13 protein-coding genes and 2 pseudogenes are annotated in these 13,974 nt (G+C 46.5%); 8 read left to right on the top strand and 7 right to left on the bottom strand.

Annotated elements, in window-relative coordinates:
- Nucleotides 1-113: 113 nt before the first annotated feature.
- Both WC5_RS04460 and WC5_RS04465 read left to right on the top strand, forming a co-directional pair.
- Nucleotides 114-1,100, top strand: coding sequence for a glycoside hydrolase family 25 protein (locus tag WC5_RS04460; protein ID WP_000710189.1), 987 nt, complete (start codon nt 114-116; stop codon nt 1,098-1,100).
- Nucleotides 1,101-1,103: 3 nt separating this feature from the next.
- Nucleotides 1,104-3,029, top strand: a complete 1,926-nt coding sequence (locus WC5_RS04465; RefSeq protein WP_016231729.1) for a GH25 family lysozyme — start codon at nt 1,104-1,106, stop codon at nt 3,027-3,029.
- A gap of 57 nt (nt 3,030-3,086) precedes the next feature.
- On the opposite strand, the gene ynaI is transcribed toward WC5_RS04465, so the two are convergent.
- Entirely contained in the window at nt 3,087-4,118 is a 1,032-nt protein-coding gene (gene ynaI, locus WC5_RS04470) for a low conductance mechanosensitive channel YnaI (protein WP_000559884.1), read from the bottom strand.
- Between the two features lie 243 nt (nt 4,119-4,361).
- Here ynaI and WC5_RS04475 point away from each other — a divergent pair, with 243 nt between their 5' ends.
- A complete protein-coding gene (locus WC5_RS04475) occupies nt 4,362-4,619 on the top strand; it encodes a DUF2534 family protein (RefSeq protein WP_000606103.1) in 258 nt (85 codons plus the stop codon).
- Between the two features lie 49 nt (nt 4,620-4,668).
- On the opposite strand, the gene uspE is transcribed toward WC5_RS04475, so the two are convergent.
- The 4 genes and pseudogenes from uspE to WC5_RS0122655 all read right to left on the bottom strand — a co-directional run.
- Complete coding sequence (gene uspE, locus WC5_RS04480) at nt 4,669-5,619, bottom strand: universal stress protein UspE (RefSeq protein ID WP_001262134.1); 951 nt, start codon at nt 5,617-5,619, stop codon at nt 4,669-4,671.
- A gap of 151 nt (nt 5,620-5,770) precedes the next feature.
- Nucleotides 5,771-6,523, bottom strand: coding sequence for a fumarate/nitrate reduction transcriptional regulator Fnr (fnr, locus tag WC5_RS04485; RefSeq protein ID WP_000611910.1), 753 nt, complete (start codon nt 6,521-6,523; stop codon nt 5,771-5,773).
- A gap of 194 nt (nt 6,524-6,717) precedes the next feature.
- A complete protein-coding gene (gene ogt, locus WC5_RS04490) occupies nt 6,718-7,233 on the bottom strand; it encodes a methylated-DNA--[protein]-cysteine S-methyltransferase (protein ID WP_000945003.1) in 516 nt (171 codons plus the stop codon).
- A gap of 10 nt (nt 7,234-7,243) precedes the next feature.
- Nucleotides 7,244-7,381: pseudogene (locus WC5_RS0122655) on the bottom strand (hypothetical protein); the annotation flags it as partial.
- 78 nt (nt 7,382-7,459) lie between these two features.
- Here WC5_RS0122655 and WC5_RS26195 point away from each other — a divergent pair.
- Nucleotides 7,460-7,591 (top strand): annotated as a pseudogene (locus tag WC5_RS26195) (LysR family transcriptional regulator); the annotation flags it as partial.
- Nucleotides 7,592-8,033: 442 nt separating this feature from the next.
- Entirely contained in the window at nt 8,034-8,597 is a 564-nt protein-coding gene (gene smrA / locus WC5_RS04495) for a DNA endonuclease SmrA (protein WP_001046829.1), read from the top strand.
- Between the two features lie 20 nt (nt 8,598-8,617).
- On the opposite strand, the gene WC5_RS04500 is transcribed toward smrA, so the two are convergent.
- Nucleotides 8,618-9,850, bottom strand: coding sequence for a sensor domain-containing diguanylate cyclase (locus WC5_RS04500; RefSeq protein ID WP_000207189.1), 1,233 nt, complete (start codon nt 9,848-9,850; stop codon nt 8,618-8,620).
- Nucleotides 9,851-10,107: 257 nt separating this feature from the next.
- Here WC5_RS04500 and zntB point away from each other — a divergent pair, with 257 nt between their 5' ends.
- The 3 genes from zntB (at nt 10,108) to dbpA (ending at nt 12,942) form a co-directional block, all read left to right on the top strand.
- Nucleotides 10,108-11,091, top strand: coding sequence for a zinc transporter ZntB (zntB, locus tag WC5_RS04505; RefSeq protein WP_016158374.1), 984 nt, complete (start codon nt 10,108-10,110; stop codon nt 11,089-11,091).
- Between the two features lie 274 nt (nt 11,092-11,365).
- Nucleotides 11,366-11,539: a proline-rich small protein YnaL gene (gene ynaL / locus WC5_RS25585; protein ID WP_001296046.1), complete on the top strand. Its 174-nt coding sequence runs from the start codon at nt 11,366-11,368 to the stop codon at nt 11,537-11,539.
- A 29-nt stretch (nt 11,540-11,568) separates the two neighbouring features.
- A complete protein-coding gene (gene dbpA, locus WC5_RS04515) occupies nt 11,569-12,942 on the top strand; it encodes an ATP-dependent RNA helicase DbpA (protein ID WP_000123716.1) in 1,374 nt (457 codons plus the stop codon).
- 94 nt (nt 12,943-13,036) lie between these two features.
- Here the strand turns inward: dbpA and ttcA are convergent, their stop codons facing one another.
- Nucleotides 13,037-13,972, bottom strand: coding sequence for a tRNA 2-thiocytidine(32) synthetase TtcA (gene ttcA, locus WC5_RS04520; RefSeq protein WP_016158372.1), 936 nt, complete (start codon nt 13,970-13,972; stop codon nt 13,037-13,039).
- Nucleotides 13,973-13,974: the final 2 nt, after the last annotated feature.

The following is a 13,974-nucleotide window of genomic DNA, read 5'->3' as shown; positions in this document are numbered from 1 at the left end:
CATACTCCAAATATAAGCTGTGCTTTACTTTTTTTATAACGTGAAGTGTATTTCATCACTTGTAAAACATCTTCATATGAAAATAAACACACAGCTAAAAATGGGGTGGTAAAATGAAAAAAGCCTCCGCTATTCCGTTAGTTATCTCTCTATTCCTCTCTCATTATTCTTCTTTTAGTCTGGCCGCAGAGCCGCTTCCCGATGCCGCATCACTGGGACTGGAAAACTTAACTAATGATCTCTCACGACAGCAGTTATTTGTAAAGATTCTGGAATCGGATCCTTCACGTGATAAAGAGTTTGATTCCTTTTCTGTAAAAAAATATTTTAAATTTCCGGCCGATGTCTCTTATGACTCGGTATTAAATCAACCGCGACCAAGTTCTTTATTTGGAGTGGATATCAGCCATCATAATGGTAAGAGTTTTCCAATCGAACTGTTGGCAAAAAATAAGTCTGTGTTTCTGTATATGAAGTCCAGTCAAGGAACGCGTTATGTCGATCCCGAATTTTCCGGTTTCTGGCAACGGGCCGGGGATACGGAACGGGGGGTAAAATTACACCGTGGAGCATATCATTTTCTTTCCAGCGGTACACCGGCAGACGACGCTGAAACATGGGGACGCAAGCAGGCGATGACGTTTGTTAAAATTATTAAAGCTAACGGGGGATTACGCGCAACGGATATGCCACCGGCAGTGGATGTGGAGTGGGATGTGGACTCATCAACGGGTAAGGATCGTTGGCAAAAGCGTAAACCAGCTGAAATTATAACGATGATCAAGGCGTTTACCGCACAGGTCGAAGCCGATTTAGGGCGTAAACCGGTTATCTACACTGCGCGAGCCTGGTGGAAAGATGCCGTTGGTGGGGAAAATAGTTTTGCCCAGGTTGCGGATCACAAACTGTGGCTGGCTGATTACTCTAATCAGGCTCAGGCCAGTGAAACACCGCGTTCAATCAACCAGACAAAATGGGCGATCTGGCAGTTCACCGACGCAGCACAGCTTAATTTAGGATCGAGTAAGAAGTTTGATGCCAGTATTTATAAAGGTCCAATTGCTGAATTTTATACCACTTTGGGCGTGCAGGAATTTTAACTTATGAACAGACGATGGCTTACTTTATGTATATCGGTTCTGGGGCTATTTGTTGCCGGAATATCACATGGAATATCAGATGCACGTGCAGATGATATTTGTAAAAATGGTGCAATGGTTCCTGATGAGTATTGTCATTTTTTTATCCATTATGGGCCTGAGGCTCCTGGTAAACTGGATATCCGTATCAGTGATGCATTAAAAATACCAGATCAGGATGCAGCGAAAACTCGCGCGATTGGGCTGATTATTTCAATTTCAAAATATCCACTGTTACATGCAGATATTCCAGCAGCTGCAGTAGACGGTCAAAGAATGGCTGATTTTCTTATTAATGGGCAAAAGTTTGATGAGGTTATTTTACTGAAAGATCAGGATGCGTCACTGGATAACATTAATTATTTTCTGAAAGAATATCTCCCTGCCAGAGGGATGATGTTTGATAAGAAAGCTCGCTTGTTAATTGCTTATTCAGGTCATGGGCGTTTTGGCACTCAAAATGGTAATTCTGATAAGGCACCGGCATTTGTTTTGAGTAATGCTACAGATATCGATGGTTCAAAAGGCATGTATGAAATGCCAGCTTTGAATGCTCAACTCAACATTCTGGCAAAGCGTTATTTCCATGTTTTGACTTTAGTTAATGCTTGTTTTGGTTCAGGTCTTTTTGGCATGACAGATGGCGCAGGGAATTCAAACGCGTATAGTAAACCAGGTGCGTATGCGATAGCCGCTGGTGATGATAAAACAGAAGTTTATTCCCTGGAAAAAGATAAAGGCAGTGTATTTTTTGATACCCTTATAAAAGGCGTTGCTGATGGCGTTGCCGACGAACGCTTCGGGAAATCGTATATGGTAAAAATTGATGGTAAAAAGGAATACTACGCGGGCATTACCCGAATATTAAGTTTGTTTATCTATGTGAACGACCAATATATAAAAATCAATGAAAAACTGGACGAGGAAGGGAAAGGAATACATCTCAGTGATGCCTGGATAGGAGCAACAGAAAAACCAGCCGGACCGGGGGGATTCTTCTTTATTAACGATCCTGCGGCCAGTCGTCTGGATAAAAAAACACAATTATCAGCCGGGAATGCAGATGAATTTACGAATGTTGATAAGACCGCATATTCTATTAAAGAACCGCCTACTGCGCCAGATGAACCAAAGAACAAAGATATAACACCTATTGAAATTCCTTATGGCCCCGTAAGTGCAATTCCCAACCGACCTGATATCCGTATCTTCAAAACACCGGATATTTACCCGATCAGTGGTCATGATATTTCGTCTAACGATGGCGAAATCGACTGGAAATTGTTTCAGGAGAAATCACCTGCGCGTTTTGTCTACGTGAGAGTGGTTGGCTGGAGAGGGCCAGACTCGTCGTTTAAGGCTCACTGGAAGCAATTAGCAGATTCAAAATTTGATCGCGGAGGCTATTTTAAATTTGATTTTTGCCACACTCCTGAGGCGCAACTGGAAACAGCAAAAAGCCTGCTGCCTGAAGACCCGAAAATGTTGCCTCCCGGTATTTTACTGGTGAATCCAGAAGGTGAAGATACAACCCAACTGGCTTGTTTTAAAAAATCGGGAATGGTGAATGCACGGAATGATATTTTACGTTTTGCTGCCCTGATGTATAAAAATTACCATAAAATACCAATATTTTATGGCAATCATAATAATTTGTCCCATTTCATGGACAGTCGGTTCGACCAGTATATGGTGTGGATGGGGTATTGGGGACAAGCTGGTGTGAAACTCGAGGGGCGTAATCCCTGGACGCTTTGGCAATATTCAGGAAACGAAAAGGTGCCGGGCATTGGTCACAGCACAGAGTCAGAAGTTTTCTTTGGTACTGAAGAACAGTATGCCCAGTTTAAAGCGGGTGAGAATAATGTCGCTCTGGCTGCGGTAAATTGAGGTAATAAATAAAACCGGATGTCGAATATTATTATCGTCATCCGGTTTTGTTGAGTGTTATTTAAGCTGTTCGGGGGGGGTAATATTATCCATATACAGCGTCTGGCTGGGGAAGGCAAAGTCCGCGCCGTGTGACTGCACAATATCAATAATCTTCAAATAAACATCCTGCTGGGCGGCCAGCCATTCGGCCCAGACCGTGGTTTTAGTAAAGCAATAGACCATAATATTTAATGACGAATCGGCAAACTGGTTGAAATAAACCAGTAAGGTTTGTCGCTGGTCGATAGCAGGGTGATTTTTCAGCATCTCACGTACGGCTTCGACAATAGCCCCAACTTTTGCGGCATCTTCATAACGTAAACCAATGGTAGTGGTAATACGCCGGTTGGTCATCCGCCCTGGGTTTTCTACGCTAATGGACGAAAAAAGCGAGTTTGGTACGTACAGTGGACGATTATCAAAGGTGGTGATTTTTGTGATACGCCAGCCAATTTCTGCTACTGTGCCTTCGATATTCCTGTCCGGTGAACGGATCCAGTCGCCAATACTAAAGGGGCGATCGAAATAGAGCATAATCCCGGAAAAGAAGTTACTCAGAATATCTTTACCGGCCATACCGACAGCCAGACCACCAATACCACCAAAGGTCAACAAACCAGAAAGGCTCATGCCGAAATGTTCGCCATAAAGCAGAACAATCACCACGATAATGCTGATTTTGATGATGCGCGACATAATCCGCGCGCTGGTGATGTCTCGACCTTTTTTTATCTGTTGCCTTTCAAACTGATTAATCAGGAGAAATAACTTAACCGTCAGAATAAGCGCAATCAGTGACGTACAGATAAAATCGATAACGCCTGGGGTGATAAATTTGAGTTTGTAATTTTCAATAACATAATTAATGATGCTGCCGACAGCACTGATAATTATGGTGTAGATCAAAAATTGAACCGCATGGAATAAGAATCCTTTTCTTTTACGATTTCCACGACGAAACCAAAAGCTCATCAGAATCAATGCTGCGCAGCTACCGAAAATAATGACCAGATTAAGCGCATTATTTGTAAACAGTTCAGCGATCATTGTTTTATCAGGCTCCTCCAGATAATTGATGTCATGCCGGAAACCCCTGGCGGGGGTATTTTATCGCGATAATTCATTCATATCATCAATAGACAGGGAAGGAAGTAGCAACATTAGCGAATTTATCAATGGGTTGATGATTTGAACGGCAACAATCTCATGCTTTCGGGGCAGACAACGAGGAAATGTCATGATATTGTTACGCACAAGTAACAAAGAGTTTGTCTGCATAAGGATTACATCATGATCATGACGAAGCTGAAGTCAGCAAAGGGGAAGAAGTTTCTCTTTGGTCTGTTGGCGGTTTTCATTATTGCGGCGTCAGTTGTGACTCGCGCGACTATCGGCGGTGTTATCGAACAATATAATATTCCGCTTTCTGACTGGACGACATCAATGTATGTGATTCAGTCATCGATGATTCTTGTTTATAGTCTGGTCTTTACTGTATTGCTGGCAATCCCGCTGGGAATTTATTTCCTCGGTGGTGATGAGAAGTAAATAAAAGAAAGGCCCGAGATATCGGGCCTTGCAATTAATTGATAAACAATTAATCGTCTTCTTCGTCATCCAGTTCGACAGGCGTCTGGTACTGGTCAGGTTTAATCACCAGCAAATCGCAGCGGAGATGATCAATCACCTGTTCTGCCGTATTACCAAGGAATGCCGCAGAGATACCGGTGCGTCCCACAGTGCCAAGAACGACAATCCCTGCCTGCAAATGTTCGGCCAGATCTGGAATCACTTCTTCAGGCAAACCTTTTTCAACGTGCGTCATGTTTTCATTAATGCCGAATTTCTGCCGCAGGGCTTTCATCGCCAGCAAATGTTGTCCACGAATGGCATCGTTATAAACGCTTGGATCAAATTCCGGCAGTTCAATGGCAATATTGATAGGTGTTACGGGGTAGGCGCCAACCAGATGGACTTCGGTGTGATTTACCTGTTCCGCCAGCTCGATCGTTTCTTTCACCAGTTTTTCATTGAGCGCATTATGATACGGCTCTTCACTGGCGAGATTCACCGCCACCAGCGCCTTACCACCTTCCGGCCACGGCTGGTCTTTCACCATCCACACCGGGCTTGGGCATTTGCGTAACAGGTGCCAGTCGGTAGGGGTGAAAATAACCGCTTCCAGACGGTCATGTTGGTGCGCCATTTTTAGCACCAAATCGTGCCCACTGCTAACCACTTCCTGAATGATGGCTTCGAAAGGACGGTTATGCCATACCACTTTAATTTCAATCGGGACGCCAGCGTTGAGATAATACTTTGCCTGCTCATGGATCCAGGCAGTACGCTGGCTGATCACCCCCTGACGCATAGCGGTACGCTCGTCGGGAGAGAGCAGGGTAGTCATTTCGTATGAGAAGTCATAAATCGGCAAAAAGGCTTTAATTTTGCCACCAATCCGTTGATGTAAATAAACAGCTCGCCGTAATGCCGGTTGATCGTCCTGGTTAGGGTCGATAACAACGAGCATGTTCTGATACATAGCCATACAGGGTCTCCTTACAACAACTGTCAACGCAGTTTGTAATTAAAAGATTAACCCATATCTGGTGAATGAAACAGTGATGAACCTTCTGCCAGATCAATAAATCAGAAAAATTTAATGATATGACAGAAGGATAGTTGATTATGCGGAAAAATCAGGCAACGTTACGCGTATGACCAGCAAGCAAGGCCAGCGCATCGTTATTTTCGATGGTAATGTATTTACCTTTGACTGCCAACATGCCGCTTTTCTGGAAACGACCCAGCAGACGACTGATGGTTTCTACCGTCAGGCCAAGATAGTTACCGATATCGCCACGAGTCATCGTCAGGCGGAATTCACGAGGGGAGAAGCCGCGTTGGGCAAAACGACGGGACAGGTTGTAGATAAAAGCAGCCAGGCGTTCTTCTGCATTTTTCTTCGACAACAGCAGGATCATGTCCTGATCGCCTTTGATTTCACCGCTCATCAGACGCATCATCTGCTGACGCAGATTCGGCATTTTACCAGACAGATCGTCCAGGGTTTCGAACGGGATTTCACATACCATTGAGGTTTCCAGCGCCTGGGCGAAACTTGGGTGATGGCCGCTACCAATAGCGTCAAAACCTACCAGATCGCCTGCTAAATGGAAGCCAGTGATTTGCTCGTCGCCTTGCTCTGTGATGGTATAACTTTTAATCGTACCGGAGCGGATGGCATAAAGCGATTTAAGTTCATCACCAGCCTTAAACAGCGTCTGGCCTTTCTGAATAGGCTTCTTTCGCTCGATGATATTATCAAGCTGATCAAGCTCATGTTCGTTGAGTGTGAACGGGATGCAAAGCTGACTGATGCTGCAATCCTGGCAATGGATAGCACAACCGCCAGACTGAATGCGCCGTATAATTCGCTTTTCCGGGATCATAGGTCTGCTCAAGCCGTAATTGATATTTGTCAATTTTAACATCTTTTTAGGGAGCAAGTAAGTCTAAGCAAACCTTAACAGCGGAGAATTCCGATAATAGATGTAAATTTATGTCTATCCCTTTGAAAACCTTTAAATTGTTAAGGGTAACTTTACATAAAACTGTGAACAAATCGGCACAAATTGTTTAAGGTTTATAGCAGCAGATAGCCTTCATGGCGCAATAACCACTCTTTTCGCTGCACTCCGCCTGCATATCCTGTCATCGTGCCGTTTCGTCCAATAACACGGTGGCAAGGGACGACAATGCTGATCGGATTAGAGCCATTTGCTGCGCCAACGGCACGCGCTGCGCCTGGTCGACCCAGATGTTCAGCCAGTTGACCGTAATGCATTACCTGCCCGCAGGGGATAGTGCGCAGTGTTTTCCAGACCTCGCGCTGAAATGGCGTGCCTCCTGTGGCGGTAGGAAGGGTATCAATAATGCTAAGATTCCCGGCAAAATAGTCACGAAGTTTGTCGCTTAAGCCCCCTGGATTGGTGGCAGAAATGCGCTCATAACCTTCTTTGCGATAATGGATGTCCAGCAGCTGCACCATGCGTTCGCTGTACTCTTCCCATTCAACCGCCCGCAGACGAAATTGTTCATCGCAAATCACCCACAGAGGTCCCAGTGGTGTGGCAATTTTTTCTTCAAGTAATCTCAGCATCCGTTCTCTCTTAAGACAAACGTGGGTAAATCCCCGAACCAATAGGCTGACCGATAAGATACCACGCCAGCAACATTAGCAGCCATACCACCAAAAAGATTAAGACTAACAAAGAGTAAGTACCTGGTTTCGCGTCTGGTTTGTCGCGATCTGGTCGCATAAAGCGATTTTTTGATTTTTCTGCCTGAATAAATGGGGGTATTCCATCACCTGGATCGAGGCTGGAATAATTCCAGTCAGCGAAATTTTACCGAAGGCGACCTGTTATTTGATTCAGCAGCGTGATAGCCGCCTGGTACCACTGAACTCGCCATTCATCACTCAATCCCGGCGAGAATGTAGTTATTTACAGAGCTAAAAAATGAATAAAAAAATAGAGCCTGTCGACATCCGCCAGACTCTACAGTACACACAGCAGTGCATCCGCGTCTTAAATCCGGCCTGGGTTCCTCGTGACCGGTGACAGTGTTATAACGGTTTTGCCCATCCGTTGCCAATTTTCTTCAGTGACAGATTTCACGAAAATATAAGTTAAATCATTCGTCTCGTGATTGCATAATCATGCATCGCTAATCTGCGTTCTGCTCTTCATCGCATTTTTGTTAGTTCCTGCTATGAATAAATCACCCTGATCGGATGCCTGAATTAAACCCGGCCTAAACTGTTCGATACTGTCACCAGGCTAGTATAAAATGCCCCGCCTGTGCAGACACCAGCAGGTATGGAGCAAAGTATTGTTTCAATCTGCGAAGTGAACGATGCAGCAAATATCAGATGTGTGAAGGTGCATAGGAGGTTACATGAACCTTGACGACAAATCGCTGTTTCTTGACGCCATGGAAGATGTCCAGCCACTGAAGCGCGCTACAGATGTCCACTGGCATCCAACGCGTAACCAACGTGCGCCGCAGCGTATCGACACGCTGCAACTTGATAATTTCCTTACCACTGGATTTCTCGACATCATCCCACTAAGCCAGCCGCTGGAGTTTCGGCGGGAAGGGCTACAACATGGGGTGCTGGATAAGTTACGCAGCGGTAAATATCCGCAGCAGGCCAGCCTGAATCTTCTACGTCAGCCGGTGGAAGAGTGCCGCAAAATGGTGTTTAGTTTTATTCAACAGGCATTGGCGGATGGTTTGCGTAACGTGCTGATTATTCATGGCAAAGGGCGGGACGATAAATCGCACGCCAACATTGTTCGCAGCTATGTGGCGCGCTGGCTGACCGAGTTTGATGATGTTCAGGCATATTGTACCGCGCTACCGCATCATGGCGGCAGCGGGGCGTGTTACGTCGCACTCCGTAAAACGGCGCAGGCGAAGCAGGAAAACTGGGAGCGCCACGCTAAACGCAGCCGTTGATCACGGGACGCTTCCGTGGCTTATGCTGCCAGCACGCGGTTGCGTCCATCATTTTTTGCCCGATACAACGCATCATCGACCCGTTTAAACAGTTCATCAATACTTTCATTTCCTTCGTTATGCGCCACGCCAATACTGACGGTGAAGCGCGGCAAGCCCGAAATGCTCACTTTTGCCACGCTCAAGCGGATAGTTTCAGCCAACGAAAGTGCAGTATCCAGAGGGGTTCTGGGCAATAATAAGACGAACTCTTCACCACCCCAGCGAAACACCAAATCACCTTTGCGGGCGCAGCTTTCGAGTGTACGGGCAAGTGCGTATAACACTTCATCCCCTTTCTGATGACCGTATAAGTCATTGATATGTTTAAAACGATCGGTGTCGATGAGCAGCAAACTGTAGTCCTGAGCGATTGCCAGGTGCTGCATCTGTCCTGGTTCAGTTATGTAGTAAAACTGTCGACGGTTAAGTAATCCCGTTAGCGCATCATGGTGGGCCGCATGTTCCAGCTGTTCCTCGAGCCTTTTTTGCTCAGTAATATCATGTACGATGCATAACATTAACCTGTCACCGTAAATCTCAATTGGTCCAGCATAAGTTTGTACGTGTCGAACGGAACCATCTGCCAGTTTATGGACAAAATTGAGGGGCTTATGCCCGCCGGGTAAACGTGAAATTTCATGCATGACAGGCATAACGCGACGCCCAAGCATATTAATTTCCCAGGTGTGTTTCTGACACATTGTTTCATGGTTATAGCCATAGAAATTAAGCGCGGCCAGATTGGCATCGACGATTTGGCCATCACGCGAGGGATCTATCAACAACATTGGCGCGGAGTTAGTCAGAAAAAAACGCGCATAAAACCCTTGTTTTTTACGTTGATAATTCGCAGAGCGGCTGGCTTTTAAACCCAGAGTTGCGGGTGTTTCCATTCCTTCAAATATAATTACTTTCTCTATGTCATTAATCTCTTTGAGGGTCAACCGACAGCTTAATGCTGTATCTTCACCATTACGCTGGACAGTGAGGATTTCTACAATATCAAGCTGGTTATGCAGGTCTGTAAGGTATTTAGGCAGTTCGTTTTGCGAGGAGATGGAATAGAGGCCGGTACGTAGCTGACTAAAAGTGAGTTCTTGCATCAACAGTCGCGCAGCACTATTGGCATAAATTAATTGTTCCTCGAAGGGTGAAACGATCCAGACAGGACTGGTTAATAAGTCCAGGGTATTGAAGTTGTGCGTAGTCATTGAAATCCCGTTATTTTTATCAATCTTTTGTTGCTACCTGATCGCAAAAATGCCACGACAAATGATCAGATAATTCTGATAATGATAGACGCTATTTAACGCTTCACACGTTTTCAAATCAGGAAAAGTATTTTGCTTTCTGTATTTAATTTTGACAGGATTTTATTAATCATTTCAGGGTAATGGGGTGATGAGATTTTGCGTAACATGACCAGAAGACTAGACTACAAAATAATCCGTTGATGATGGGAGGCACTGTGGAAGTGATTAAGGGAGCGGACGTAAATGTCCCGGATGCAGTATTTGCCTGGATTCTGGATGGCAAAGGTGGCGTTAAACCGCTGGAAAATACAGATGAGATAGATGAAGCGCATCCTTGCTGGCTCCACCTCAATTATGTGCACCATGACAGCGCCCAGTGGCTGGCGACGACACCACTGCTGCCAAATAATGTGCGCGATGCGCTGGCGGGAGAGAGTACACGGCCCAGAGTCAGTCGTCTTGGCGAAGGGACGCTGATTACTTTGCGCTGCATTAATGGCAGTACTGATGAACGTCCCGACCAGCTGGTGGCCATGCGTGTTTATATGGACGGACGGTTAATTGTCTCGACCCGACAACGTAAAGTGTTGGCGTTGGATGATGTGGTTAGCGATCTGGAAGAGGGCACTGGTCCAACCGATTGCGGCGGCTGGTTGGTGGATGTGTGTGATGCGTTGACCGATCATTCCAGTGAGTTTATAGAACAACTGCACGATAAAATTATCGACCTGGAAGATAATCTACTCGATCAACAAATTCCTCCGCGCGGTTTCCTGGCGCTACTACGTAAACAATTAATTGTTATGCGTCGCTATATGGCGCCGCAACGTGATGTTTATGCTCGTCTTGCCAGCGAGCGCCTGCCGTGGATGAATGACGACCAACGCCGTCGAATGCAGGATATTGCCGATCGTCTCGGACGTGGTCTGGATGAGATTGACGCCTGTATTGCCCGAACTGGCGTGATGGCAGATGAAATCGCCCAGGTCATGCAGGAAAATTTAGCGCGTCGCACGTATACAATGTCCTTGATGGCAATGGTCTTTTTACCCAGTACGTTTTTAACGGGATTATTTGGCGTCAACCTTGGTGGTATTCCTGGTGGGGGATGGCAATTCGGCTTTTCGCTTTTTTGTATTCTGTTAGTTGTTCTTATTGGTGGTGTTGCTTTATGGTTGCATCGTAGTAAATGGTTGTAACAAAAGAAAATTTGTCTACTTCCTGTATACAAAAACGCCGTAAAGTTTGAGCGAAGTCAATAAACTCTCTACCCATTCAGGGCAATATCTTCCTCGCAGGTGAATGCAACGTCAAGCGATGGGCGTTGCGCTCCATATTGTCTTACTTCCTTTTTTGAATTACTGCATAGCACAATTGATTCGTACGACGCCGACTTAGATGAGTCGGCTTTTTTTTGCCTGTTATTTGTCAGCGTCTACCCTTTAAGAGTCCACCCAATGACCGGAGGGAAATATGACGACACTCATTTATTTGCAAATTCCTGTCCCTGAACCGATTCCTGGCGATCCTGTTCCAGTGCCTGATCCGATTCCTCGTCCGCAACCTATGCCCGATCCGCCGCCAGATGAAGAACCGATTAAATTGTCGCATCGTGAGCGTAGATCTGCGAGGATACGCGCCTGCTAATTTTGCGTCGATGACCACGAGAATAGATTGTGACCGCTTTTTCTACCCTGAACGTTTTGCCTCCCGCCCAGCTCACTAACCTTAATGAGTTGGGTTATTTAACCATGACGCCGGTGCAGGCCGCCGCGCTTCCTGCGATCCTTGCCGGAAAAGACGTTCGCGTGCAGGCGAAAACCGGCAGCGGCAAAACGGCGGCATTTGGCCTCGGGTTGTTACAGCAGATTGATGCGTCGCTGTTTCAGACCCAGGCTTTGGTACTGTGTCCTACGCGTGAGCTGGCGGATCAGGTTGCCGGGGAATTGCGTCGGTTGGCGCGTTTTCTGCCAAATACCAAAATTTTGACCTTGTGCGGTGGTCAACCGTTCGGTATTCAGCGTGATTCGCTGCAACATGCGCCGCATATTATCGTGGCAACGCCGGGTCGTTTGCTCGATCACCTGCAAAAAGGCACGGTATCGCTGGATGCGTTGAATACGCTGGTGATGGATGAAGCCGACCGCATGTTGGATATGGGATTTAGTGATGCCATTGATGATGTGATCCGTTTTGCACCTGCTTCTCGTCAGACGCTTTTGTTTTCGGCGACCTGGCCAGACGCAATTGCTGCGATTAGCGGTCGTGTACAACGCGATCCTTTGGCGATAGAAATTGATTCGACAGATGCTTTACCGCCTATTGAACAACAATTTTATGAAACATCCAGCAAGGCTAAAATTCCGTTATTACAACGGTTATTAAGTTTGCATCAACCCTCGTCTTGTGTTGTGTTTTGTAATACTAAAAAAGATTGTCAGGCTGTGTGTGACGCGCTGAATGAAGTAGGGCAAAGTGCATTGTCGTTACATGGCGATCTGGAGCAACGTGACCGCGATCAGACCCTGGTACGTTTTGCTAACGGTAGCGCCCGTGTACTGGTAGCGACCGATGTCGCAGCGCGCGGTCTGGATATCAAATCTCTTGAGCTGGTAGTGAACTTTGAACTGGCGTGGGATCCTGAAGTTCATGTACATCGCATCGGGCGTACAGCGCGTGCAGGAAATAGCGGACTGGCGATCAGTTTCTGTGCCCCGGAAGAAGCACAGCGCGCCAATATCATTTCTGACATGTTGCAGATAAAACTTAACTGGCAAACGCCGCCAGCCAGTAGTTCCATTGTGCCGCTGGAAGCAGAGATGGCGACGTTGTGCATTGATGGCGGGAAAAAAGCCAAAATGCGACCGGGCGATGTGTTAGGTGCATTGACGGGCGATATTGGTCTTGATGGCGCAGATATTGGCAAAATCGCTGTGCATCCGGCGCATGTCTATGTCGCAGTGCGTCAGAGTGTCGCCCATAAGGCATGGAAGCAGTTACAGGGCGGGAAGATTAAAGGGAAAACGTGCCGGGTGCGATTATTAAAATAACGAAATGTTGAATTGCCGGATGCGACGCTGGTTGCGTCTTATCCGGCCTATGCAAGAGTAGCCCGATAAGTTTGCGCATCGGGCGTTATCCTGGTTATTTCACTTCAACCACATTCAGCCGTAATTCATCCAGCTGATTCTCATCTTCTTCAGGCTGCCAGCCCGCAGGCTGTAGTGGGATCTCTTCGCGATCGAACGCCAGATCACCGCCGTTAACCACTTCGGAACCGTGGGTAATGCCTTTGAAATCGAAAAGACTGGTATCGCACAAATGAGACGGCACCACATTCTGCATCGCGCTGAACATCGTCTCAATTCGCCCCGGATAACGCTTATCCCAGTCACGCAGCATATCGGCAATCACCTGACGTTGCAGGTTAGGCTGTGAACCGCACAGGTTGCACGGAATAATCGGGAATGCTTTCGCATCGGCAAAGCGTTGAATATCTTTTTCGCGGCAGTAGGCCAACGGGCGAATAACGATGTGCTTGCCATCATCGCTCATCAGCTTCGGCGGCATACCTTTCATCTTGCCGCCGTAGAACATATTCAGGAACAACGTTTGCAGGATATCGTCACGATGGTGACCCAGCGCGATCTTCGTCGCACCCAGTTCCGTTGCGGTGCGGTAAAGGATACCGCGACGCAGACGAGAGCACAGTGAGCAGGTAGTTTTGCCCTCAGGAATCTTCTCTTTCACGATACCGTAAGTGTTCTCTTCAACAATCTTGTACTCAACGCCCAGCTTTTCGAGATACTCCGGCAGAACATGTTCCGGGAAACCAGGTTGTTTCTGGTCGAGGTTAACGGCAACCAGCGAAAAACTGATTGGCGCACTTTGCTGCAAATTACGCAGAATCTCCAGCATGGTATAGCTGTCTTTACCCCCGGAGAGGCAAACCATAATGCGATCGCCATCTTCAATCATATTGAAGTCAGCAATGGCTTCGCCTACGTTACGACGCAGACGTTTTTGCAATTTGTTCAGGTTGTATTGTTCTTTCTTTGTAATTTGTTGATTTTCTTTCATTA

The sequence above is a fragment of the Escherichia sp. KTE114 genome, from assembly GCF_000407765.1.
GTDB lineage: Bacteria > Pseudomonadota > Gammaproteobacteria > Enterobacterales > Enterobacteriaceae > Escherichia > Escherichia ruysiae.
Note: the sequence above shows the minus strand (reverse complement) of the source record. Positions and strands in the feature narration are given on the sequence as shown.

Bases quoted from the DNA above. Each gene is read 5' to 3' on its own strand.
- WC5_RS04460 (WP_000710189.1), top strand. From the start codon at position 114: ATGAAAAAAGCCTCCGCTATTCCGTTAGTTATCTCTCTATTCCTCTCT.
- WC5_RS04465 (WP_016231729.1), top strand. From the start codon at position 1,104: ATGAACAGACGATGGCTTACTTTATGTATATCGGTTCTGGGGCTATTT.
- ynaI (WP_000559884.1), bottom strand. From the start codon at position 4,118: ATGATCGCTGAACTGTTTACAAATAATGCGCTTAATCTGGTCATTATT.
- WC5_RS04475 (WP_000606103.1), top strand. From the start codon at position 4,362: ATGATCATGACGAAGCTGAAGTCAGCAAAGGGGAAGAAGTTTCTCTTT.
- uspE (WP_001262134.1), bottom strand. From the start codon at position 5,619: ATGGCTATGTATCAGAACATGCTCGTTGTTATCGACCCTAACCAGGAC.
- fnr (WP_000611910.1), bottom strand. From the start codon at position 6,523: ATGATCCCGGAAAAGCGAATTATACGGCGCATTCAGTCTGGCGGTTGT.
- ogt (WP_000945003.1), bottom strand. From the start codon at position 7,233: ATGCTGAGATTACTTGAAGAAAAAATTGCCACACCACTGGGACCTCTG.
- smrA (WP_001046829.1), top strand. From the start codon at position 8,034: ATGAACCTTGACGACAAATCGCTGTTTCTTGACGCCATGGAAGATGTC.
- WC5_RS04500 (WP_000207189.1), bottom strand. From the start codon at position 9,850: ATGACTACGCACAACTTCAATACCCTGGACTTATTAACCAGTCCTGTC.
- ynaL (WP_001296046.1), top strand. From the start codon at position 11,366: ATGACGACACTCATTTATTTGCAAATTCCTGTCCCTGAACCGATTCCT.
- ttcA (WP_016158372.1), bottom strand. From the start codon at position 13,972: ATGAAAGAAAATCAACAAATTACAAAGAAAGAACAATACAACCTGAAC.